31 protein-coding genes and 2 pseudogenes are annotated in these 24,364 nt (G+C 26.6%); 25 read left to right on the top strand and 8 right to left on the bottom strand.

Features of this window, described 5'->3' with window-relative positions; translation table 11 throughout:
* Positions 1-51: 51 nt before the first annotated feature.
* The 8 genes and pseudogenes from era to psc1_RS02380 form a co-directional block, all read right to left on the bottom strand.
* Positions 52-930, bottom strand: coding sequence for a GTPase Era (gene era, locus psc1_RS02415; RefSeq protein ID WP_023161317.1), 879 nt, complete (start codon positions 928-930; stop codon positions 52-54).
* 8 nt (positions 931-938) lie between these two features.
* On the bottom strand, positions 939-1,394 hold the full coding sequence (gene ybeY, locus psc1_RS02410; RefSeq protein ID WP_023161316.1) for an rRNA maturation RNase YbeY: 456 nt from the start codon (positions 1,392-1,394) through the stop codon (positions 939-941).
* Positions 1,395-1,509: 115 nt separating this feature from the next.
* Positions 1,510-1,683: a 30S ribosomal protein S21 gene (rpsU, locus tag psc1_RS02405; RefSeq protein WP_023161315.1), complete on the bottom strand. Its 174-nt coding sequence runs from the start codon at positions 1,681-1,683 to the stop codon at positions 1,510-1,512.
* 175 nt (positions 1,684-1,858) lie between these two features.
* Positions 1,859-2,446 carry a lambda-exonuclease family protein gene (locus tag psc1_RS02400; RefSeq protein ID WP_373375520.1) on the bottom strand — a complete coding sequence of 196 codons (588 nt, stop codon included), beginning with the start codon at positions 2,444-2,446 and terminating at the stop codon, positions 1,859-1,861.
* A 167-nt stretch (positions 2,447-2,613) separates the two neighbouring features.
* Positions 2,614-2,859: a hypothetical protein gene (locus tag psc1_RS02395; protein WP_373375519.1), complete on the bottom strand. Its 246-nt coding sequence runs from the start codon at positions 2,857-2,859 to the stop codon at positions 2,614-2,616.
* A gap of 93 nt (positions 2,860-2,952) precedes the next feature.
* Positions 2,953-3,540 (bottom strand): SVM family protein, encoded by a 588-nt coding sequence (locus tag psc1_RS02390; RefSeq protein ID WP_023161309.1) that lies wholly within the window; start codon positions 3,538-3,540, stop codon positions 2,953-2,955.
* A 35-nt stretch (positions 3,541-3,575) separates the two neighbouring features.
* Positions 3,576-3,746, bottom strand: a pseudogene (locus psc1_RS02385) (effector); the annotation flags it as partial.
* A gap of 431 nt (positions 3,747-4,177) precedes the next feature.
* A complete protein-coding gene (locus tag psc1_RS02380; protein WP_373400962.1) occupies positions 4,178-5,242 on the bottom strand; it encodes an IS3 family transposase in 1,065 nt (354 codons plus the stop codon).
* Here psc1_RS02380 and psc1_RS02375 point away from each other — a divergent pair.
* From psc1_RS02375 to psc1_RS02255, 25 genes and pseudogenes are all read left to right on the top strand, one after another.
* On the top strand, positions 5,242-5,412 hold the full coding sequence (locus psc1_RS02375) for a hypothetical protein (protein ID WP_373375517.1): 171 nt from the start codon (positions 5,242-5,244) through the stop codon (positions 5,410-5,412). The genes psc1_RS02380 and psc1_RS02375 overlap by 1 nt on opposite strands.
* Positions 5,413-5,666: 254 nt before the next feature.
* Positions 5,667-6,242: a DUF2963 domain-containing protein gene (locus tag psc1_RS02370; protein WP_373375516.1), complete on the top strand. Its 576-nt coding sequence runs from the start codon at positions 5,667-5,669 to the stop codon at positions 6,240-6,242.
* Between the two features lie 30 nt (positions 6,243-6,272).
* Positions 6,273-6,578, top strand: coding sequence for a hypothetical protein (locus psc1_RS02365; protein ID WP_373375515.1), 306 nt, complete (start codon positions 6,273-6,275; stop codon positions 6,576-6,578).
* A gap of 147 nt (positions 6,579-6,725) precedes the next feature.
* A complete protein-coding gene (locus psc1_RS02360; RefSeq protein ID WP_122225438.1) occupies positions 6,726-7,028 on the top strand; it encodes a hypothetical protein in 303 nt (100 codons plus the stop codon).
* 312 nt (positions 7,029-7,340) lie between these two features.
* Positions 7,341-7,571, top strand: coding sequence for a DUF2963 domain-containing protein (locus psc1_RS02355; protein WP_373375514.1), 231 nt, complete (start codon positions 7,341-7,343; stop codon positions 7,569-7,571).
* 25 nt (positions 7,572-7,596) lie between these two features.
* The gene (locus tag psc1_RS02350) at positions 7,597-7,791 is read left to right on the top strand and encodes a hypothetical protein (RefSeq protein ID WP_122225440.1); all 195 of its coding nucleotides are present in this window, start codon (positions 7,597-7,599) and stop codon (positions 7,789-7,791) included.
* Positions 7,782-8,216, top strand: coding sequence for a hypothetical protein (locus psc1_RS02345; protein ID WP_122225441.1), 435 nt, complete (start codon positions 7,782-7,784; stop codon positions 8,214-8,216). The genes psc1_RS02350 and psc1_RS02345 overlap by 10 nt, the downstream gene beginning before the upstream one ends.
* A 22-nt stretch (positions 8,217-8,238) precedes the next feature.
* Positions 8,239-9,264: a DNA primase gene (locus psc1_RS02340; RefSeq protein ID WP_122225616.1), complete on the top strand. Its 1,026-nt coding sequence runs from the start codon at positions 8,239-8,241 to the stop codon at positions 9,262-9,264.
* Positions 9,265-9,274: 10 nt separating this feature from the next.
* Entirely contained in the window at positions 9,275-9,463 is a 189-nt protein-coding gene (locus psc1_RS02335) for a hypothetical protein (protein ID WP_122225617.1), read from the top strand.
* Between the two features lie 29 nt (positions 9,464-9,492).
* Complete coding sequence (locus psc1_RS02330) at positions 9,493-10,755, top strand: hypothetical protein (protein WP_373375513.1); 1,263 nt, start codon at positions 9,493-9,495, stop codon at positions 10,753-10,755.
* 25 nt (positions 10,756-10,780) lie between these two features.
* Positions 10,781-11,110 carry a hypothetical protein gene (locus tag psc1_RS02325; protein WP_122225619.1) on the top strand — a complete coding sequence of 110 codons (330 nt, stop codon included), beginning with the start codon at positions 10,781-10,783 and terminating at the stop codon, positions 11,108-11,110.
* Between the two features lie 10 nt (positions 11,111-11,120).
* Positions 11,121-12,620: an RHS repeat domain-containing protein gene (locus tag psc1_RS02320; RefSeq protein ID WP_373375512.1), complete on the top strand. Its 1,500-nt coding sequence runs from the start codon at positions 11,121-11,123 to the stop codon at positions 12,618-12,620.
* Positions 12,617-13,831, top strand: coding sequence for a collagen-like protein (locus psc1_RS02315; protein ID WP_373375511.1), 1,215 nt, complete (start codon positions 12,617-12,619; stop codon positions 13,829-13,831). The genes psc1_RS02320 and psc1_RS02315 overlap by 4 nt, the downstream gene beginning before the upstream one ends.
* Positions 13,832-14,017: 186 nt before the next feature.
* The gene (locus psc1_RS02310; RefSeq protein WP_373400961.1) at positions 14,018-14,848 is read left to right on the top strand and encodes a hypothetical protein; all 831 of its coding nucleotides are present in this window, start codon (positions 14,018-14,020) and stop codon (positions 14,846-14,848) included.
* Positions 14,849-14,981: 133 nt separating this feature from the next.
* Positions 14,982-17,756 carry a UvrD-helicase domain-containing protein gene (locus psc1_RS02305; protein WP_373375509.1) on the top strand — a complete coding sequence of 925 codons (2,775 nt, stop codon included), beginning with the start codon at positions 14,982-14,984 and terminating at the stop codon, positions 17,754-17,756.
* Positions 17,757-18,324: 568 nt separating this feature from the next.
* Complete coding sequence (locus tag psc1_RS02300; protein WP_373375508.1) at positions 18,325-18,768, top strand: hypothetical protein; 444 nt, start codon at positions 18,325-18,327, stop codon at positions 18,766-18,768.
* Between the two features lie 128 nt (positions 18,769-18,896).
* Positions 18,897-19,748, top strand: a complete 852-nt coding sequence (locus tag psc1_RS02295) for a hypothetical protein (protein WP_373375507.1) — start codon at positions 18,897-18,899, stop codon at positions 19,746-19,748.
* A gap of 24 nt (positions 19,749-19,772) precedes the next feature.
* Positions 19,773-20,126 (top strand): SVM family protein, encoded by a 354-nt coding sequence (locus tag psc1_RS02290; RefSeq protein ID WP_023161571.1) that lies wholly within the window; start codon positions 19,773-19,775, stop codon positions 20,124-20,126.
* Positions 20,127-20,540: 414 nt separating this feature from the next.
* Complete coding sequence (locus psc1_RS02285) at positions 20,541-20,780, top strand: hypothetical protein (protein ID WP_122225337.1); 240 nt, start codon at positions 20,541-20,543, stop codon at positions 20,778-20,780.
* Between the two features lie 265 nt (positions 20,781-21,045).
* Positions 21,046-22,335 (top strand): hypothetical protein, encoded by a 1,290-nt coding sequence (locus psc1_RS02280; protein ID WP_373375506.1) that lies wholly within the window; start codon positions 21,046-21,048, stop codon positions 22,333-22,335.
* A gap of 175 nt (positions 22,336-22,510) precedes the next feature.
* On the top strand, positions 22,511-23,062 hold the full coding sequence (locus psc1_RS02275; protein WP_373375505.1) for a hypothetical protein: 552 nt from the start codon (positions 22,511-22,513) through the stop codon (positions 23,060-23,062).
* 10 nt (positions 23,063-23,072) lie between these two features.
* A pseudogene (locus psc1_RS02270) lies at positions 23,073-23,262 on the top strand (hypothetical protein); the annotation flags it as partial.
* A gap of 19 nt (positions 23,263-23,281) precedes the next feature.
* Complete coding sequence (locus psc1_RS02265; protein WP_373375504.1) at positions 23,282-23,542, top strand: SVM family protein; 261 nt, start codon at positions 23,282-23,284, stop codon at positions 23,540-23,542.
* Between the two features lie 266 nt (positions 23,543-23,808).
* Positions 23,809-23,952 (top strand): hypothetical protein, encoded by a 144-nt coding sequence (locus tag psc1_RS02260; RefSeq protein WP_373375503.1) that lies wholly within the window; start codon positions 23,809-23,811, stop codon positions 23,950-23,952.
* A gap of 119 nt (positions 23,953-24,071) precedes the next feature.
* The gene (locus psc1_RS02255) at positions 24,072-24,353 is read left to right on the top strand and encodes a hypothetical protein (RefSeq protein ID WP_373375502.1); all 282 of its coding nucleotides are present in this window, start codon (positions 24,072-24,074) and stop codon (positions 24,351-24,353) included.
* Positions 24,354-24,364: the final 11 nt, after the last annotated feature.

Raw genomic sequence — 24,364 nt, 5'->3', positions numbered from 1 at the left:
TTTATTTCGGTTGGTTATTATTTTTAATATAACACAATCTAAAAAAATGGTTTAATAGCCAAAACGGTTTAATAATTCTTTTTGATTGCGCCAATTGGGTTGTACTTTGACCCATAAGTTGATATGACTTTTGATATTGAGATAAGTATTTAATTCTTGACGAGCATGAGTACCGATTTCTTTTAATTTGGAACCTTGCGCCCCGATTAAAATTTGTTTTTGAGAACGTCTTTCAACCAAAATTAAAACCCAGATTTCTAATTGATCTTTGCCTAATTTTTGTATTTTTTCAATCACAACCGCCGCTGCATGAGGGATTTCTTCGTGTACATAATAAAGGATTTTTTCTCTGATGATTTCAGCCATTAAAAACTCTTTTTTTTGGTTAGTGACAGTTTCTTGGGGGTAATAAGGAACACCTTCTGAAATATTTTGATAAAGATTATCTTTTAATTGTTGGATGTTTTTGGCATTAAGGGCAGAAAGGGGGACGATAATTTGAAAGGGAAAATGATTTAAATAGCTTAAAATGATAGCATCAATTTGACTTTTGCTTTTCAAAGAGTCTATTTTGTTAATCACTAAAAAAACGGGTTTCTTTTTTTTGAAAATTAAGGTTAATAAAGGCTTTTCTTTTGGTTGATAAAACGCGTCTGTGACAAATAAAATCACATCCACATCATTAATACTTTGGAAAGCGATTTGATTCATTTTTTGATTCAATAAAAATTTATATTGATTGATTCCTGGGGTATCGACAAAAATATATTGAGCGTTAGGTTCATGACAAATACCTATAATTTTATTACGAGTAGTTTGTGGTTTATGACTAGTAATAGCTATTTTTTGTTTGATTAAAGCATTTAAAAGGGTTGATTTGCCGACATTCGGACGCCCTAAAATAGCGATAAAACCAGATTTAAAACTCATATAAAACCTCAATTTTCTATTTTTTGACTGCTTAATTTTTGAAGGTTAATTTTTTTTAAAATTTGTTCTTGTAAGTAAATCATTTCTTGAAATTCTTCGTCATTGCGGTGTTGATGACCTTTGAGATGTAAAAACCCATGGACTGCTAAAAAAGCAACTTCCCGCTCTAAACTATGGGCTAATTGCAAAGCTTGTACTTGGGCTTGCTCAAAGCAAATAAAAATATCTCCCAAAGAATCATCTTCTTCTAAATGTTTTTCAAAAAAAAAGTTGTTAGGGAAGGATAAAACATCTGTGATAATATTTTTTTTACGAAAAAAGGCATTAAGTTGTTGTATTTTTTTTTGGGTGACAAAAATAAGATGTAATTGCTTCTTTTCTTCGATGGTATGAAATAATTGAGTTAATAGTTGTTGATAAGAATCAAGCTGAAAAGAAGTGTGATTATGAATTTGAATTTTCATTTTATTTCCTAATTAATTTTTGCAAACAGACATAATTTTAAAAAATGAATATGAAAAAAAGTAAAAAAAGCAACTCTTTTCAAGTAGCTTTTTTTTATTTTTTATTAATTGAAAATTAACGTTTTTTACTATGTAAACTTTTTTGACGAATTTTTCTTTGCGCACTAGGTTTAATATAGTGTTTTTTGCGACGTGATTCAGCTAAAACACCGGATTTAGCAACTTCACGTTTAAAACGACGCAAGGTTTCATCAATAGTTTCACCTTTGCGGAAAAAAGTTTTTGGCATTAATACTCGCCCCCTTTCCATAAATGATTTTTAATTCAAACAACCAACATGCCAATAAAATAAAACAAGATGACTAATTACATTATATCTTTTTTTATTTCTTTTGTCAACTTTTGTATTTGATATTCACTTTTTTATCTTTTTTAAATTATATCATATTTTGATTTGATGTAGACTATAATTGAAGCTCTGCTCGGATTTTTTTAGTCTTTTTTAATAATTGAAAAAAATCACTACATTGTCGAATCATATCTTTGATAAAATCATTGTTTTTTTCAACTATCTTAATTTTATTAGTTTGATCGTTTTGATAAACCGAAAAATAAGCTTTAATCGCTTGGGAACAATATATTTGTGCTTGGATTTGGGCATAATAAAAAAGAGGGATTTTATCTTCTTGGAAAAAATTTTGCCAAGTAAAAGTTATCAACGACACAGGACATTTTATCTCTAATAAAGTTTGCTTGTCTTCGTCCCAACCATCCAAAGAGGCGGACATAAAATTTTTAACAAAAACCTTAGGTTGAAAATTAAATTGTTTGGTTTGGTTGAAAAAAGCTCGTGCTTGCGGTTCTAAAAGGCGACCGTGTTGCATCGCTTGATTATCTTCGATCTTGATATCAAAAACCTTTTTTTTTAATAATTGTTCTTTTGTTTCAAAAGGGTTAAGCCCCATGATGATAGCCACTTCTGAGGCATTGATGTAATTTTTGCGATGGTTGTACCAATCTAAGGTATTTTGTTCTAATTCAATATGTTTCATAATCGACTTTTCCCTTATCCCCAATTTTTTTCACTAACCTTATTATAAACTAAAAAAAGTTTTAGAAAGCAATAAAGTAAATATTGATTTCCATTTTAAAACAATAACTACATTTAAGGTTTTAAACAATAAAAAAATTAATCGGTTAAAAGAGTTAGTCTTGAATTTTAGTGAATTTTAAGCAATAAGAAAACTAACTGTGTTCTGATTGTGGGGTTAAGGCCGTGCGTGGTTAAATGTTGGTAAAATTGAACCACTATTCCTTGTTTTAGTTGGTGAATACTTAGTTTGACGGCGAAAAGATAGAATTTAATGACATAATAAATGGTGATAATTGGAAGAAATGAAAGTAAGATAATGATAAAAAAAATGAAATTACTGGGTAAAAATTGAAAGATTTTTTTAATTAACATGGTTTTTTGTTTCCTTTCCAAGTGTGTGGGTGTTGTGAAATAAAAAAAGACCCTGAAAAGGGTCTTGGTTTGTGATTAAAAAAATTAATTATTTTAACGTCTTTGAGAAGAACGATTACGAGATAAATTAATTCGAGGCATAGGTGATTGATTTCTTATTTGTTCTAATATTGTATTTATATTTTCTTGATTTTGATTTATTCTAATTTGTGTATTTCTTAAAAGATTAATTTGTTCTTCTGAAGCATAAAGAGGTATGTTATTGATAATTGTTGTCATTTCTTGCATTAATAATGAATGTATTCTTTCTAATTCTGTTATTTCATTATTTAAAATTAAATTTATAGTTATTTGTTGTTGAATATCTAAGTGTCTTTGTTGAGTTGTAATAATTTGTTGATGTATTAATTCTAGTTGATCAAATAAAAGTTTTTTTTCTGTTTCTGATACTTGATGTTCAAAAGCATTAATAACTTCTTGTGTTTTTGTTTGTTGAGAAACTAATAAATTTTGATAATTTCTATATTCTTCTAAAGAATTATAAACATTCTCGCTTGTTCCAACGTTATTATTATTATTATTCATCGCCATCATTTGCTTATTATTAAAAATAAATATTAATCCTAAGAAAGAGTACAAACAAAAACTTATTATTTTAAATTGATTTTGTAATTTAAACATTAATTAAATCTCCTTTTATTTTTATTCTTTTTTTATCACCAGTCAGAGCTGGTTCTTTTATTATATGCGTCTTCTTTGGCTTTATCGTTATTGTGTTTATCTTGGTAAAGTGATAAAGTTTTGCGGACAGGGTTAAAGTGGAGGTTAAAATTAGTTAATTTGAAATTAGAGTCGGAAACATGTGCACAGCCAAGGTAGTAGTCTTGGTACCGGTACGTCAAAACACTACCACTTGGAAACAAATTTATGAGCCAAATATGTGTTTATTAAACTACCTATATTTTAACATAAAAAAAATACAAAGCAACAAAAAAAACAACAAAAAATGATTTTTTTTAAAAAAAGAAAAAAACAATACCAGAATCAAAATCAGATATTTTATAATATATTATTTTATATTAATTTTTAATAATAATATTATATAAAGATTCTGATTCTGATGTTTAATATATAATATATAGTAATACCAGAATCAAAATCAGATTATATAAAATTATAACTTAATTTTTTTTATTTGTCAAATGTTTTGCTTATTTTGTTAAATTATATATATTTTTTATCATTATAAAAAAAACCATCACAAAATGCCCTTCTAGGTTGAAGGGTTAATAATTATAGGTTTATTGGTAATAACGTCTCATTTTTTTCGTTGGGGTTTAATAATAAATGGTTTTAAATCAGGGTTTTTTTGATAATAATTTTTATATTCAAGGGGCGCCATCCCATCTAACACTTGCATTTCACGTTCATAGTTATAAAAATGAATATATGAAGTAATAATTTCTTTCACTTTGTCAAAACTTAAATCTTTTTTCCTAATTAAATTAATAGTCTCGCGTTTAAAATTAGACCAAAAGTCCTCTATACATGCGTTATTTGATGGTGTGCCTTTTTTGGAAAAACTAGCAATCATGCCTTTATCTTTAACCGCTGTCATGTATTCTTTGGAGGTGTAAACGGTGCCCTGATCGCTGTGATGAATACAACCATTAGAAAAAGGTATTTTTGATAATGTTTGCATAACAAAATTAATGTCTTGTTTTTGAGATAAATTAAAGCTAATTATTTCTCTTGTATGTAAATCTAAAATAGCTGATAAATAAACCTTAGCGCCGTTTGGCATAATAATATAAGTAATGTCAGTACAAATCTTTTGTAAAGGTTTTGAGGCGTAAAAATTATTATTTAATTTATTTTGAAATGTGATTTTTCTTTGTTCGGCTTTGACTTGAAAATGTTTTGACTTGGTTTTTTGCATCCGTGATAACAAGTTTAATTTATTCATAATTTTTAAAACTGTTAAGCGTGATACTTTAAAGCCTGCTTTTTTCATTTTAAACCAAATACGACGGTATCCTAATCTCATAATAGGGATATGGTTTGCCACAAAAGCGTATTGATAACACATTTTATAAATGGCTTTTTCTAAGGGTTGATTAGTGGCGAATTTTTTATTTTGCAAAAGCCACCGATAATAAGTGCTTTTATGTATTTGTAGTTTTTTTAATATTTGATTAAGAGACAAAGATTGAGAGTATTTTTGAATGATTTTTAAGTAAAAATCGCGTTTTTCAAGGCGGTTTTTGAATAGTTTTGTCGTTTCTTTCTTTAAAGCTTGTAATAAGTCCTCATCTTCTTGTATTAATAGGTAATAATAGGAAATAATTTGACTATGGCTATTAATAAGGAAAGGAGTTTGCAATGCAATTTGATAAAAGTTTAGTTGTTACTGTTTTATCTTTTTTAGGTATTGGTGTAATTGGTTTTATGGTTGCTATTAAGCTTGATTGGGTTTCTTTGGATAAAGAAAAAATCAACGATACAGTAGGAAAAACTGTTTTAAACGATCAACAAAAAAATAATAATAAATAAATTAATATTGGAAGCCTACGAAAATAAATTAAGAAGGAGGTATTAGATGACTTTTAAGGAAATTACTGTTTGTGTTGCTGTTGTTGCTGGTTTTATTGGATTAGCAGTTTGGCAAGGTTTTGCAAAATTACATTTTTAAAAAAAACGGGACAATCGTTTTTAAATGACACTTGTTTAAAAAAAAAGAAAAAACTACTAATAACAAAAAAAACAGGAAAATAATTTTTCCTTTTTTTTTACTGTGAGGAAAAGAAATGATAGAAAAAGAAATATTTTATTTAAATAAAGAAAAAAACAAAATTGATTATATAAAAGAATATGACAAGGAAACACAAAAATTATTTAAAATATTTTATTATTGTTTTGATGGTAAAACTATTATGTTTATAAATGAATATGACGAAGAAACGCAAATGTTGATTAAAGAAACTAATTATTATTTTATGAAGGAAAAAATACATTATATTTCTAAATATGAATATAACAAAAAGCTTTGTATTAATGTAAAGATTAAAGATATTTTTTTTCTTTTGGATGGTAAAACTATTAATTATATAAAAGAATATGACAAAGAAGAGCAAAGATTAATTAGGTATATTAAATATTATACTAACGGACAAATTGAATGTATACAAGAATATTTAACTCCTGAGACAACATGCTTTCCAAATACTGAGCCACAAATATTAATTAAAGAGACTTTTTATAGAGATGATGGTAAAACTATTCATCTTATAAAAGAATATGACAAAGGAGACAGAGGAAAAGACACATTAATTAAAATTATTGATGAAAAAGTTTGTTGTCAATGTTTACTTAAATATTCGTAAAAACAAAAAAATTATTGTGAGAGAAAATAAATGAAAGTTCGTTTAGGTGATTTTTTTATAATTTCTATTATTTTTATTGTTTTTTTAGTTTTTTTAGGTTTTTTATCTTTTCCTGATTTTAAATCAATAGAAATTATAAAATACGTTGATAAACCAATAGAAGTTATAAAAGAAATTGAAAAACCTATTGAAACTATAAAAGAGGTTGAAAAGGTAATTGAAAAACCAGTAGAAGTAATAAAATATGTTGATAGAGAAATAATAAAATATCTAGATAAACATATTAATTTAACTGAGGAACAAAAAATAGAATTATTAACAAAAAAAATGAGTTAATAGACTATAATTTTAAATATTATTTATATAAAGATGATATAAGACGTTATTTTAAATATAAATACGGAATATAAAAAAATAATATATTTCATCTATCCTTTTTAAAGAATAGATGAAACAAAAAAAAGAAAAGGAATATTAAAAAAAATGAATACTTTTATTGTTATGTTTAGTGTTTTGTTTTTAGTTGTTTTATTTGGTTTTTTAATTCATGAACTTTTTTTTAAAAGAAAAGGAGAAAAACAGCAGTCAGTAGAAAGAATCAAAGAACTTAAAAACAAAATTAAAGAATCTCACAATTTAAGAGCTAAACTAGCAAAAGACATTATAGCTTTTAGTGATGAAATACAACTTATTAAAGATAATCTTTTAAAAGAAATTGATTCTAACAGCGATGAAAACAAAAAAATACAAGAAATTAAAAATATTATTATATCTAAAAAGAAATAATACAAAATAAAGAAAAAGGAAAAATTAAAATATGACTAAATTAAGTAAAATTATATCTCAATTTAAAGACCAGTTATTAAAAGAAAAAAATAAGAATGATAATCAGGAAAAGAAAAAAAATAAATAATTTTAAAAAGATGTTTCATCTACGTCTTTATAGTGTATCTAGGTCTTTTTTGTCCTTATTTTTCTTTTAAGTTTCTTTTTAACCTTTCTTATCTTAAAAGAAATATTATCATCTATAAGGCTTAATTGATGCTAGATATACTATAAAGGCGTAGGTGAGATTAAAAAAAAGCAAAGGAAAAAAAAATGTTAAATAAAAAAAATTATTACCAATTTAACAATTCTATTTATGATTATTCTATTTATGAATATAATTCCCAAGGCCAAACAATCAAAAAAACTAATTGTAATTTTGATGGTTCTATCTGTAATTATTCTATTTTTGAATATAACACCCAAGGCCAACTAACCAAAATTACTAATTATAAACCTGATGGTTCAATATTAGATTATATAATTTATGAATATTTGAACTAATAAAATTAAAAAAAAGGAGGTTTAAATGACTTTTTTAGAATTAGAGGAAAACTTAAAGAAAATTAAATTAGAAATTGAACAACAAACAAAAAGATTTGTTGAATGTAAAGATAGAAATATTAAATATGAAATTGAAACTAAACTTGATTATTTAACAAGAAAATATAACCATTATCTAATAAAGAAAGTTAATTTAAACGCGTTAAGACTATGCAAATAGAACAAATACAAGTTTTAAAGGGTTTAGTTTTCTTACTTTTTTGTCTTGCTGCTTTTTTTGGTTATAAGTGGTTTTGTATTTATAACGGCATTTGTAGAAAAGAATTAAAAGTTGTAATAAGAGCTCTTAAAAGTGGAACATTAACCGATAAAGAGAGTGGTATACTTGCGCGCGAGGTTTTAAAATTATTAAATTACCGTCAAATCTATAAACAAGACATTTATAAGTTTTTAAATGAATTAAACGAAATAGAAGGGTTTATGGATGAAGACATAATAAATAATGAAGATGACAAGATAGAAGCTGAATTTACTTCTGCAACTCCTGTCAATCCTGACAAACGTAAAGAAAAATTAAAAGCTTTAATAGATAGTATAAAAAAAGATTCTAAGAAAGATGATAAAGAGGAAAACACCCCTTTTTAAAAAAAAAGTTTAAGAGGTTAATATGTTAATATCAAGAGAAAAAAAAGAATATGTAAAAAAAAACACCCCTGTTCTTTCTTTAATTCAAACTCTTTTGCCTAGTTTAGAAATTAAAAAGAAAGGTAAAAATTATTTTTCACATTGTCCTTTTCATAATGAAAAAACTGCTTCCTTTTGTATATCATCCGAAAAAAACATTGCAGTTTGCATGGGTTGTAAAGTGGGAGGTGATGTAATTACAATATTGCAAATAACAAAAAAAATTGATTTTTTAACTGCTTTTAGTATCCTTGCTAAACCTTTGAATGTAGAAGTACCAATTTTACAAATTAAAAATAACACTTTTTTAAATGTTTTTAAAGAGGTTATGAATTATTATCGGTTTGTATTAAAGTATGATAAAAAAGGTTTAAGTCATTTGTTGGATTCAAGAAAATTAACACTTGACACTGTTTTAAGATTTAAGTTAGGTCTTGCACCTTCTAAATCAGTTTTATATGATTTGTTTATAGTTCAAGAAAAAATGAATATACTAGATTTTTTAAAAACTGGTTTGATTTATAAAAAAAATAATGTTTATCATGATTTTTTTACTAATTGCTTTGTTTTTCCTGTTTTTAATGCCAAGCAAGAAATAATTACTTTGTTTGGTTATAATCCAACCAATAAAAAAACTAAATATTGTTTTTTACCAAATACAACAAAAAAGTTTTTATATGGTTTTTATCCGTCAAAAAAAAAATTAGTTTTAACTGAAGGGGCGTTTGATGTGATGCAAGCTTACCAACAAGGAATACCTGCATTAGGACTTTTAAGTTGTGGGTTGACAAAACAACAATTACAAATTATTATTAAAAATTATAATAATGTTTATGTTTGCCTAGATGGAGACAGGGCAGGACGAATTGGCGCTTATAATTGTATGTATCAATTATTAATCCATAATATCAAAGCAATAGAGGTTAGATTACCTAATGGCTTTGACTTAGATTTATTTTTAAAAGAAAATCCAAAAACTAAACTAAATGATTATTTAGTAAAAATGTAAGGAGGGTTAAATGGATAAAAAACCAACTTTAAAAGAACAACTAACAACACAAATTAAAGACAAAATAAGTAAAATACAAATGACTAAAAAAATGACAAATCTTAATTATAAGAGGCAAATTACTTTTTACAAGCAAATATCAAACTGTTTAGAACCAAAAATTAAAATAAAAAAAATTAGAAAAAATGGCAAAAAGTAATGCAATCGGAGTTTTCTTTTTAATTTTAATTGGTTGTTTTTTTAATCTTTATTCCTAGACAAAAAGAATATAATTATAATTATAAAGAAATTGCGACACCTAATTTTTTAATACCTGCTTTACCTTCAATTGAAAGTCCTTGCATGGAGGCTATCAAAATAAAAAAGAAATTATTAAAGGAACTAAAAATCCCTGTTCCTGATTACCTTTTAGCAAAATTAACTGATTGTTTAAGTATTCCTTTGTTTGATAAAGAATTAGCAGGCTTGCTTCATGAAATGCCTGAGGGATTAAGTGTTTTAACATTCCCAGAAAAAAAATATAATACTGCTGATGGGATAATTTTACATATTAATACTTTAGTAGCACAGCAGTTAAAAAATCTAGGATTTATGCCTATCGATTTAAATAAAAATGTTTTTGATATTAGAGCGTTAAGAATAGTATACAGTTTAGATGATTTTTATACTTCTGATTATACTTTTGATGAATTATTTAGTTATCAAAAAAACGCATTAATTCCTATGTTTAATGTCGTTGACATTTTAGAAAGTAAAAATTATAGTATTGATGCTTTGCTACATTCAGGCCTAGACCCATATTTAATTTATAAAGCTTTTAACGTTAAATATCATAAAGATTTAATAGAAATTATGTATGGAAAAACACAACAATATAATGAAACAGTAAAAGAATTATTGCAAAAAGTACAACCATTAAAAGCCAATTTTAAAAAAGTATTTAGGGTAGAAAAATTAATTAACAGTTCTTTATCTTTAAAACAGTTAATTAAATTAGGTTATAGGTATGATGATTTTCATTATGCAGGCATTACAGCCCTTCATTTAGTAGCAATGGGAGTTAAGGCCGATACTTTTAGAAAATTAGGAATTATTGACCCTTTGGACTTTTTAGAAAAATATCCTTATGATGGTATGAATTATGAAATACTTACTAAAATTGGTTATTCTATGTCAAGACCTCCATTAGGAATGTTGGTTGGTTCCCAATTTTTAGAATTAATGAACCCTTTTGAAGGAAAACGATTTGATTTAACAACTGCAAAAGAAATAATGTTTTATTATACTAGGGAAGAAATTGATACTTTTTATGATGGTTTATTTTCAGTGTTAAACGGTGTGCTTGTGGGTGCAGGTACTATATTAGGCATTGGTGCTGTTGGTGTTGCTGTTCCTGCGTTAGTTTCAGGTATTGCAACTGTTGAGACTGCTAGCGTGGTTGCCCCTCTTGCTTCATTTATTACTTTGTTTGATAAAATACCGAAACCATAAAATATAAAAAAAAGGAGATAAAATTATGTCTAATCTATTTTTAATTAGTTTAATTGTTTGTTTATTAGTTTTAATAGTATTTTTAATGATTGGTTATTTATATTTATTTAACAAAGGAACTGATAAACAAAGTATTTATGATTTTAAATTAAATCAAAAGAAAATTAAGGATGCAAGAGAACAAATAAAAAAATTAAAGTTAGTAATTGATTCTTGCAAAGAACAAAACGAAGCTATGATAAAAGCTTTTGAAGATATTATAGCTGGAAATGAAAACGACGAAGAAGAAGAAAGAGAAACTAAAAATGAAAACAACAAAAAAACAAAAATTATTTTGATTGATAAAAAAAAATAAGGAGTATTTAATGTACTTAAAAAAAAGATATTTTTTACTCCTTTTTTTTCTTTTTATTCCTTTGTTTTTTACTAGCGTATTTGCTACAAATAATGTTAAAAGTGTAAAAGATAAAAAAATTTATTACAAACCCAACAACACTATTTATTTTTATTCTATTTATGAATATAACACCCAAGGTCAACTAATCAAAAAAACTTTCTACAACCTCGATGGCTCTATTGATTTTTATTTTATTTATGAATACAACACCCAAGGTCAACTAATCAAAAAAACTTGTTACAACCCCGATGGCTCTATTGAAGGTTATTTAATTTATGAATACAACGCCCAAGGTCAATTAATCAAATCCGATGGCTCTATTGAAAATTATTTTATTTATGAATACAACACCCAAGGTCAACTAATCAAACAAACTACCTACAACTCCGATGGCTCTATTAATCATTATTTTATTTATGAATACAACACCCAAAACGAAAAAATTAAAAGAACGATTTTTCGTTTATGTGATTCGTTTTTTTTTAGAGAATTATTTGATTTTAAAATTGAATATAAACAAATAGAACTAAAACCCATAAAAGAGCCTAGATTTACAAGAGAACTTAAAAGACCCGCTTTTATTAATGATTTTTTAGATAAAATACTAATGAAAAAAAATAAAGTTATGTTTAAATACATTCTTGATTTTAAACTACATTTTAACCAATTTTTAAGTCTTATTAGTGATTTTTTTACTAATTGTTTTTGTTCTTTAAGAAGTACTTTTTGTGGTAAAAAAGTCGGATGGCTTTATTATTTTGATTATATTTATGATAAAATGATTACTGTATTTAATTCTGTAAAAAACTTTTTTGTTGATATAGTAAAAGAACCAAACAAGCCATATGACAAAATGACAGATTATGAGAAACAAATACATAATGAAAATAAAAACTATGTAAAAAAATATTTACATGCTCCATGGCAAATAATAATAGATATTATTAAGTTTTTATGTTCTATTGTAGTTTGGATTTTTAGCATGTTTAAAGGAATATATGAAATGATAACAGGCTTGTTTAGTAATAATGGTTTATTTAATAAAGAAGGTTTATCATCTAAATTAAAAAGTACAAAATATTTAGATGTCTTAGGAGCTGGTGCTACTGGTATTAGTTTAACTGCTGGTGCTTCACTTTTTGCTGGTGCTGTTATGTCTAAATTAAGCGGTGGCAATTTTTCATTAGATTTTGAAAAATCAGGAAACACTGTTAAGGAATGCACTTTGATAGTTGCAAAAGGCCTATTAGTAGCTCATACCTATATGTTAAAGTTCGTTTCATTTACATTTTCATTTTTAATGAAATTAATATTATTTTTCTTAAATTATGTAGTACTTTTATTTATACATTTATTTAGATTATTAACACAAGTATTTAAATTAACCCCTTTTATTTTACAATATATAGATAAAGCAATAAAGCTTATCTTTTGGATGATATTTTACCATTGTGAGGAGAATATATGAAATTAATAAGATATAAATTATTACCTTTTATCATAACCTGTTTTGTATTAGTTATAGCTATTATTTATGCTGGCTCTTATTTCTATGAATACCACCAAAAAAAAGAGGATTTTTTAAAAGGTTTCCAAGGAGAAAGAGGAGAAAGAGGAGACAAAGGAGAGACAGGAGACAAAGGACCACAAGGACCAACAGGAGCACAAGGACCAATAGGACCGAAAGGACCAATAGGATCACAAGGACCAATAGGACCAATAGGACCAATAGGACCAGCAGGACCACAAGGACCACAAGGACCACAAGGACCACAAGGACCAGCAGGACAACCAACACATCAATCTCTATTATTAGAACCTTATTTAATGTATCGAACCTCTGAGGGTGATATTATTAGAGAATATAGAGTTTTTCCTAATATGGTACCAACCCAAAAAGACCATGCAGGTAGAACAAATTATTTTGAACTTCAAGACTTTGAAAACATGATGAATAAATATGACCTTAAAACTTTCCCTACACGTTGGACTAATGGCCGTGAGAACTTAAATAACTTAGAATATGAAAACGGACAAGAAAAGATAAAGCATGATTGGAAAGTATCAAAAGCTAATTACAATCTAATTCAAACCAATCAACCAAATAACACCCCTGAAATGATGACAAAATATAGACGAGGAGACAATGGTTTTTGGAATCAGAGTAATTGTTTTTTGACTACCGTACGAAACATTGACATTTCTGATATTTTAAATAGAAATATCAAAAATAACACCCCTTACATTCGTTTTGTGACTAAAAACTTAGAAGTAGAGTTTGATTGGTTGACATTAATTGCTTGTGAATTTAAAGAGTTTATGCCATTAACAGCCGAGGCGCAACAACACGCAGAAGAAGCACAACAATACACAGCTTTGGCGCAACGATACACAGATAGTGCGAAACGATACACAGCCGATGCGCAACAAAACATAGCTATGGCGCAACAAACAATCCAACAACTACAATCAATTAACCAACCTAAAAACATTACTATTAACTTAACAAAGAAAACAGTAAATGATTATAAAACTAACTCCACTAAACAAGTCCCTTACTTTGAATTAATTTATGATTTAGACGAATTAGTAAACTTTATTAACACATTAGATTTAAGCAACAATTCACACTTACAAAAAGTAAAACAATTTGTAAATAATTTTGCTAAAAAAACCTAACAACCCATCAAATCTTCTAACAGTTCCACATGATGTCATAGTTTAATGTAAAAAAAACTCAATATAAATAACTCAATTAGACTCTCATATTGAGAGTCTTTTTGAATCTCAAATTATTTTACAATATATAGATAAAGCAATAAAGCTTATCTTTTGGATGATATTTTACCATTGTGAGGAGAATATATGAAATTAATAAGATATAAATTATTACCTTTTATCATAACCTGTTTTGTATTAGTTATAGCTATTATTTATGCTGGCTTTTATTTCTATGAATACCACCAAAAACAAGAGGATTTTTTAAAAGGTTTGCAAGGAGAAAGAGGAGACAAAGGAGAGATAGGAGACAAAGGAGAGACAGGACCACAAGGACCACAAGGACCAGCAGGACAACCAACACCACCAATCAACAATCAATCTCTATTATTAGAACCTTCAAAAGGAAGAACAACACTAATAGCTGATAAAAAAATAACCAGAAAAGCTTGGCACAAACCCAACAACACTATTGATTATTGGTCTATTTATGAATATAACTCCCAAAACCAAATCAAGGCAAAATATGGAAAAGGAGTTTATCAAATCTATGAATACAACACCCAAGGTCAACTAATCAAAAATACTTTCTACAACTCCAAAGATGGCTCTATTAATCGTTATTACATTTATGAATACAACATCCAAAGAACTAAAAAAACTTGTTACAAGCCCGACGGTTCTATTTGTTTTTGGTCTATTTATGAATACAACCCCCAAGGCCACCTAACTAAAAAAATTAGTTATAATTCTGACTTCAACATTGTTTATTGTTATGATCTTTATAAATGCAATAACCAAGGCCAAAAAATCGAAAAAAAATATGTGTATGGCGCTGATGCCTCTGCTTCTCCTTTTGGTTCTTGGAGATATGAATACAACGCTCAAGGCCAACTAACCAAAAAAATTGATTTTGGGACTTACGGTTTTAACGGCGGAATTTCTGACGTTTGTTATACTTGTGAATATTCAAATTAAAAATTTAGACTAGTTTTATATCTAGTCTTTTTTTTGAACCCTCTTTTAATATAAAATATTAAACAACTATTTTAACCCCCTTTTAACCCCCTTTAAACCCCCTTTAAAGACGTTTTAGAAAGGAAATAATAAAATGATATTAAACAAAGAACAACAAGCAGCTATTAATGATGACAGTCAAGTTTACTTTTTACAAGCAGGAGCAGGTACTGGCAAAACTACAACATTAATAGCAAAACATCGTAATGAGGTACTTTTATCAGATAAAAGAATGTTAATAACTAGTTTTACAAGACATGTAATAGAAAATATAGAAGCTCAAATTAATTTTTGTGGTTATACTGAATATAAGACCATTCATGGTTTAGCTTTAAAAGTAATAAGTTATTATTATTATCTTAAAGAAAAAGGTAGCTTTGAAATAGAATCTAATAGCGATTATTTGATTAAAAAAACTATACTTAAAATATTTAAAGATAAAAACTATTTAGCTACTAAAAAAAAAGTAGATGATTTATTAAAACAAATAAAAAAAATAAACAAAGGTATTTTAGAAAGCAATGATGATGTAATAGAAAATGACAAAAAAAAAGACAAAGAAGAAGACAAAGAAGAAGACAAAGAAGAAAGAAAACTTACATTAAATGAATTGTACGAAAGTATTAGAAAAGAACAAAAAGAAAAAAATGCTTTTACTTTTGATGAGTTAATTTATTTAGCTACAAAGCTCTTAGAACGAGATTTTTCTTTAAGAGATTATTTTAGCTCTTTATATGATTATATTTTTATTGATGAGTTTCAAGATTTAACAATAAATCAACTTAACTTAATAGTTTATTTAAACTTTAAAAAAAATAAAGGTTTTTTTGTAGGAGATTTTAACCAACAAATTAATAGCTTTCAAGGCTCTGACCTAAATTATAGTAAAGATTTTTTAAAATTAATTAATGCTAAGTATGGCTGTCTTAAAGAAAATTATAGAAACCCGAAAGTTATTCTTGACTCATCAAATAATTTAATTGAACAAAAATTGTCTTTAAATAATAGGGAGCAAGGCGAATTATTACATGAAACGTTTAGTACTGAACAAAAAGAATTAGATTATATTTTTGATAAAATAAAAATAATGTTAAAATGTGGAATTAAAGAAGAACAAATAGCAGTGATAGCACCACAAAGAGCTATTTATACTAAATTATTAAGAGAAGTACAAAAATCAGGTCTTTTTAATATTAGATTTGCAACGATTCATCGTGTTAAAGGTTTAGAATATGATTATGTTTTTTTAATGGGATGTGAAGATACTTATTTTAAATATGATAATATGGAACATAAAAGATTATTTTATGTAGCTATGACACGAGCAAAAAAACGACTTATTTTAAGTACAGTTTATAATAGAAAAAATTATTATTTTTATTATGCTATGTTGCCTAAGCAAGAAAAAATAAAACAATTATTGCATCAAGAAGAAATACAAAAATTAAGTTTAGATAAGTTAAGCCAAGTAGGATTAAAAAAATTAGGTTTTGATTCTTATTCTTTTTCTTTATTAAAACAAATGTCATTATTTAATTTGTCGCAAGATTTATTAAAAAAATTAGATGTTCTAGATTTATGTCAAGACGAATTAAAAGCTGTTTTAATGCAAGATAAAGAAATTAAATTTTTGTTAAAAAAACAGTGTATAGAGTTGTTGATTAAAAATGTTTTAGGTGATTTTGTAATTGAATATATGAAAGCTTTGATACCTGTTAAAAGTAAAGCTTGTTATTATTTAACTGACATTAAAATAAAGGATGGTATAAAGGCTTATTTAGTTAAAGAGATTCTAAATGTTAATTTAGGTCTAAATGATGTTACAATTTCAAAAACAGTTAAAGATGAAATAGAAAAGTTAAAAGATGATTATTTAAGTTTATATTCTAGTTCTAAGAGTGATGATTATTTTAGAAAGTTTTATTCTGCTTTGGTTTATAGTAAAGAAACTGACAACGGCCTTTTTATTAAGCGTCAAAATCTAGGTTATAATTTATGGCGAATTAATATGGAATATCAACTTTTTAGAATCAAAAAGAAACATATAGAAGTTAAAGATGGTTTAGATTATGATTCAAAAAGTAAAGATAAAAAAAAGGATGATAAAAGATATATTATTAAAAGCAAAAAAAACGCCTATGAAAAATTAATTTATAATTTTAAAGATGCTAAATGTGTCTCTTTTGTTTCTTTTAATCTATCAGATAAAAATACTGATGGCTCGGATTCAAAAGATAGAAACAATATTGATAAATTATCTTTGATTTATAGAGAGTTTATAAAAGCAATAAGGGAGATTGTAGGTTTTGAGTTTAAGCATTTTAGAATCTATGAATTAACTCAAAAAGGTAATCTACATTATCATTGTATTTTTGATTTTGACGTAATGGAAAAATTAGGATATGATGACTATTGTTTAAAGAATAATAAAGATTATCAATTTTATTATGGTTCTGTTCCTGCGGGTTTTACATTATACCGTGTAAAAGGAAAAAAACCAATTCCTATCTTTAATAAAATATTTGCAAAAATTGTTGCAAAACATTTTCCAAACTTAAAAAAAATGTCTCCGATTCCACAAGGGATTAAAGTATATAAAAAGATAACTAATAAAATAAGTCACATTATTTCTAATTTTAAAAAGATAAACAAAAAAACTATAATGTGTTATAACAAGGTGGAGGCAAATATATCTTTTATAAAATTAGTTTCTGAGTACGTGACAAAATACACAACTAAAAATGAGAATAAGAATAATCAAAAAGAATTAAAAAAACAACTAGATAACAGGGATGAAAAACAAGAATCTTTACTTGATAAGTTAATAAAGATTTTTAGAAAGAAAAAAAAGACGTTTATTTGTTTTTAGTCGTAATTGTAGACAAATACCGATTAAAAAAGAAATTAAACATTATTTTAAAGATATAAACTTACCTGACAAACATTTAAATAGTTTAAATGTTTATGATTTTAAAAGTAAAAAGGTAAGCTACGACCATCCTTTGAAAAAGATAGTTAAATATAAAAAGATAAAAAATAGCCTATATTTAAGCTTTTATTATTCATCAACTCCTTGCTATGAAAAAAGTAGAGAAAAATTAATTAAGACATTAACAAATGTCTATCAAATACAAAGGCGCATTATAAAAGCGCCTCCGGAGATAAAAAAATTAGCTCGTAATTATAATGTTAACTTTTTTAGCATTTTAAATTACTTACAAAACCAATAAAAAGATAAGTGATTATCTTATTAAACTAACCAGTTTTAATTAAAACTGGCTTTTTGTGTTGATTTTTTTTATTTTTATGTTGCATTTTTTCTAAAAATGTTATAATAAAAGTAAGCTTAGTTAATAATCTGAGTCAATTTTTGAAAAAATATAGAAAAAATAAAAAATGACAATCCTTTTATTTAACCTATATTTTTAAAAAAACCTTTGATATTTCCTATATTATTACCTCTTTTCTTTTCTTGTATTGATCGCGATAAAGACAAACTTGATGCCGATTACAAAGACTACGAAAAGAAAAAAGAAGAATATAAAAATAATTTAGAATCCGACAAAACCATCAAGGAATATGGCCAATCAAGAGAATTAGTTAAAAACATCGCAAGAAGGGAAGAATCCATAATCGATGAATATCAAAAAATCACCGACGAATTAACAGCTAAACATGAAGAAGTTTCAGATACTGGGAAATTGTGTCTAAAAAAATCTGAATTAGAACAAGAACTCGAAGAATTAAACGTAGAAATCGAAAACGCAAAAGAAGAATTAAAAAATAAATCTCCAAACTACAATCGCGCTCAACAAAGATTAAAAGAAAAACAAAAACAAAAACAACATGCTAAATTTTTTCAACCGATTACCAATAAATAATTTTTAACAAAAAAAGCAAGTTAATGTCTTAGAAAAAGACAATTAAAAAACCATTTTTAAGCATAAAACTTGTTTTTTTTTTTTTTGAGGTATAATAACAATATAATTAAAAAAAGGAGAATTAAAAAATGAATAACAAAAAAAGTTCAGCACCAATCATTATAATTTTATTAATTTTAATAATTAGTGGTGGCGTTGGTTTTTATTTTTGGATGAACCAAACACCAAATCCCGAAATCCCACAAACCACCCAGCAACCCAGACCAAACCCAAACACACCTCACACACACCCCACGCACGGCACCTCAGCCCTCAAACCAGAAAAAGGTGAAGAAGAATTAAACGAAACCAAAACAGAAGAACCCCAAGACCAATCAACCCAACCTAAATTCACAATCACACAAGCTAATTTTGACAAAGTAAAAGAATATATATTTTCAGAAACTGATGACAAAAAAATATTACCAACCGACCTTTCCGACACTGCAAAAACCGAAATTGAAAAAATTAAAAGAAGTTGGAAAAATTCATTAAGTTTTTTAAAAGAAGAACAAAATAGAATTGATAAAGAAAATAAAACATGCGATGAACATAACGCCAAAATCCAAGAAATAAAATCGCAATACCCATCATTAAAATCTCAAAAAGAACAATTAGTCCAAGAAAAAACCAAAAAAGATAAAGAAATTGCCAAAAAACAAGAAGAAAAACTCGCCTCACCTGATGATAAAATTAGACTAAAAGCCGAAATCTCTAAATTACAAGACGAACGACTTGAAGTAGTTGGCGAAATTGACGACATTAAAGTTAAAATCGGAAAATTAGAATCCGATCAAGAAATGTACGAAGATATGTTATCAAGCGCCAAAAGTTACAAAAAAATATTAGAAGACCGATTTAAAAATACTAAAAAAGATTTTCAAAACCAAATTATAACTTCACTTAACGCCCTCTACCAAATCACCTCAACTGAGGAATAAATAAAGTAAAAGGAGATTTAATTAATGTTAAAATTAAAAAAACAATTTAAAATAATAAATGTTTGTTTGTTTATTTTCTTGGGATTATTATTTATCGTTAACAATACAAAAGTAATGGCAATGAATAATAATGAAGCTGGAACTAGTAATGCTCCGTCAATAGAAGAAATAATTGTTAATATAAAAAATAAAATTCGTGAAAATGCAAGCAAAAAAGTTAATGTAGAAAAAGAAATATCACAAGAAAGAAATAATCGAAATAATCTTCAAAAAATTGAAAATCTTACTAAAATATTAACAAATTTGACAAAATTAATTAATAATCAAAAAGAACAACTGAAAATATATAAAACACTTTTAAAATCTTTAAATGATTAAAAAAATCAATATAATAAATTCAACCAAAAAACCAATTAGTAAATTATAAAAAAATACCCAAAACAAAGGAGAATTAAAAAAATGCAAAAAGCAAAACACGATTACAAACCGAAATTGATGTTTTAAATCAACAAACATCAGAACTAGCTAAACAAATTGGTAATGTTAAATTAGAAATCAAAAAACTAGAATACAATAAAAAAATGTATGAAAATATGTTGATTAATGCTAATAAATTAATAAAATCCAATGAAAGAAACCTTAAATATTTTGAAAAAGATTGCAATGAACAAATTATTTCTATGCTTGATTCGTTTTTCAACATAATACCATAAAAAAAAGATACATAAAAGACCCATTTAGGGTCTTTTTTTTATATTGATAACAAACAAACCAAAAGAAAGGAGACAAAACATGTTAAAAAAATTATCTAAAAAACTAATCAAAAACGAAGTAGATCTTTTTGGATTTCTACTTTTAGGAATGTTTACAATCACTACTTTGTTTTTAGGAATTATAGATATGATTAAATCTAGTTCATTTTTTAACCCATTTACCCAAAAAGATGTTATAATTTTGCTTTTAATTACAATCATATTTAGAGAATTATCTAATCATATAGATCGTGAAAAAATCCAGTTGTCATTTAAATAAACCACTAAAACCCAAAAGAAAGGAGGTACTTTCATGACAAAAACAACTAAAATTCCCTTTATCTAAATATTTAATCATTATTTTATCCATCATTCTTTTTAACTTATCTTCTTCTATCTCCGCTTATTCTTTCTTTCATCGCCAAACAAAATCAACCATTAAATTATCTGACAACCAAACTCTCCAACAAGAATGGTTAAATACCCAGCCAAAATTAAAAAGATACGATCTTAACATTCTTTCAAAAAAAGATATCCCAAAGTTAATGGAATTATTTAATGTTAATGGAGTTTGGTTGTACGACCCAGGCGGAACACCCCCAGGTTATAATTCACATACTCACAAGCAAGTAGGTTCTTGGTACTTTAAAAACCCGCCAAAAGGTTTGTTAGGTGTTTATTTCAAGGCACGTGATAATCCTTTTAACGAAAAATATCCACACAGAGACCATCAATACACCCTTGACGACCTTTTAAAATACGAAATCGCCATCGAAGAAGCATTTGTATTTTGGGATGCCAATGTCATCACACCAACCAACCCCCCCAAAATCCATTTAATAGCACAAGATATTTATGTAGGCCAATCTAAAGAAGAAGCTATTAACAAATATTTAATATCAAATCAAATAACCAATCACACAAAAGTAATTAACCCATATTGTTATAACACCACTCACAACACTGGTATTGTAATTCCTTTACCAACCTCATCATACAACTCTCACACAATCGACACCATTTATTTTGATGCTGGTATAAGAATCATGCCAGAAAACACCCCTAACAAAACCTACACAATCAATGACCTATTAAAACTATCAAACGGCGCAAAAAACATTTATCTTTTTACATTCAACACCAAAAAATACATAAAAACAATCACCTTACCAGACAATATAGACCCATACACTGCCATTCGCGATTGGAAAAGGGATAATAATTTATTCAATTATCCACCACTAGTCAAAGAAAATGGTTTTATAACTAAAAGATTAGATGAAACTCAAACCTCCAATCAAAAACTTAAAAATGGCGACAAATTAGAGGGGGAAGCTTGCTCTAAAGCTATAATAGTTTCACAACAATTCGAAACTAATGACACAATTTATATTGTTTCATGCGGTAATCACAGTTTTGTATATCAATTATTGCAACGATATAACCAAGATTTAACAAATTGGAAAAACCAATGTTATTTCAAAGCTGGAACCACATATACAGCAAAAGAAATTAGAGAAAAATTAGGCAGAACCGACCTCACAGTTTTTTGTTTAGATGGCAGTGGGGTTGATTGGTTCAATATTTCTGAAGCGAGCTTGCGCCCAACCAAAGAAAACAACTTTAAACTTCATTATGCATATAATACAGGTTGGGGTTGGCTCTATGACACTTGGTGGTTTTATTTACCAGGAACAAGCCGCCCTTTTTGGAATGACGGCTGGGACCCAGGAAAAAGCCTTTGGTTGGGAAGTTCAATCCACAACAATTCATTCAAATTCAACACCTACGTCGACACCACCCCACCACCAAAAAAACCAAAAGAACTAGAATAAAGACCTTTTCCAAAGGTCTTTTTTTTACCCACATAAAAAAATAATTTCTAACCGAAAAAAGCAAGTTAATGTCTTAGAAAAAGCCAATTAAAAAACCATTTTTAAGCATTAACTGTGTTTTTTTTATTTTTTTGAGATATAATAACGATATAACTTATCAAAGGAAATAAAAAAAATGAAGACCAAATTAACTAAGAAACAAAAAATTATCATTATCATTACAACTTTTTTATTATTTGTCGTTGGTTTATTTTTAATTTTTAATTTTTTTCAAAAACCAACAGCTACACCACCAATTGAAAAAACATTTACTTCCGATAACACTCAATCTTACGAACAAAACTTAGAAAATTGGAAAAAACAATGTTTTTTCAAAGCTGGAACCACATATACAGCAAAAGAAATTATAGACAAAATAGGCAGAAGCGACGTAACAGTTTATTGTTTAGATGGTAGTGGGGTTGATTCGTCTTATAATTCTGAAGCGAGCTTGCGCCCAACCAAAGAAAACAACTTTAAACTTTATTATGCATATACTACAGGTTGGGGTGGGTTGTTTGACGATTTGTATTTTTATTTACCAGGAACAAGCCGCCCTGTTTGGAATGGGGGCTGGGACCCAGGAAAAAGCCTTTGGTTGGGAAGTTCAATCCACAACAATTCATTCAAATTCAACACCTACGTCGACACCACCCCGCCACCACCAAAACCAGAAGAACTAGAATAATTTTTAACTAAAATGCCCTAAATGGTTACTCGAAGAAGACAAAGACTTTTTCATGGATGAAGTTAATTGCCCTACAAATAAAAAAAGATGAAGATAATCATGTTATATGTAAAACCTACTACCTTCACTTCAACCCCAAACAAGCCTACATCACCTTATACACCCAAAAACATAACACAAAGAATGAAGAAAATAAATAAAAAAAGAAAAGAGAAAAAAATGTTAATTTTTAGATTAAAAAAACAATTACATTTATTACCAATAGTTTTATTTAGTTTTTTAGGAATATTTTTAATCACTAATAATCCAGTTATGGCAATGGAAAAAAACAAACCCCTTCAAACGTTTTATAACATTGAAACCAACAATGTTAGAATAAATCAAAATAAACCCATAAAAATTAGTTATTATGTTAAAGATAAAAATTTATCATTAGAAGATATGGCAAAAAACATAAATATAATAAATAAAATAAAATAATCCCAGTTAAAAAAATAATTTAATATATATTTAATACAAATATTAACAACCCGTAAAAACCAAAAACCCACAATACCTTTAAAACGCATTATTTTACCTCTTAATGACGTTTTAATAAGTTCTTTGAACAGATAAATTGTATTTTTAAAACGTTTTAAAGACCAATATTTTGAATAAACAAATATTAAGCAAAACAAATCATAACCAAGACTCTCTTTATGAGAGTCTTTTTTTTATATCCAAAATAAAATTAAAGGAGAATTAAAATGGATAAAAATAGAATAAAAATAGTTAACAAAAATTTTAAACATTTTCATAATATTTTCAATCGCCTCATTTCGAAATATTATTATAGAAACGCCAAAACATTACAAAAAATGGAAAATATAGCTTATTTATTAACAGTTTAGAGTTAATATACTCTCAAACCCCAAAAAAACAATTATTTTTTCATTATAAAAATTGGGACGAAAGTTATTCCACGTTCAGTTTTGAAATTTACGATAATAATTTCATCATTCGTGGGAAAATGGCAGTTTTTTATTTAGAAGATAAAGAAGACATTATTCCCATAATTGAATTAAGCCAACAAGAAATTGGTTTTTTTACTGATTTTAATATACTTATTTTTTTAGATCGAACTGAAAAATTTTGGGACGCAAACTTGAATACAACCATTCAAGAATTAAACAAAGGAAAACAATTTTTGACTCAATCAATCGGAAGTGATGTTGTAATTTTAAAATATGACTCATCCCCCAATTTTAAAACATTAATTTATTCCTTGCATTTCCCTATTTTTAAAAACTAAAACAAACCCTA

It is taken from the genome of Candidatus Phytoplasma solani (genome assembly GCF_041729705.1).
GTDB classification, from domain to species: Bacteria; Bacillota_I; Bacilli_A; order Acholeplasmatales; family Acholeplasmataceae; genus Phytoplasma; species Phytoplasma solani.
This window is presented reverse-complemented; position numbering and strand designations above follow the sequence as displayed.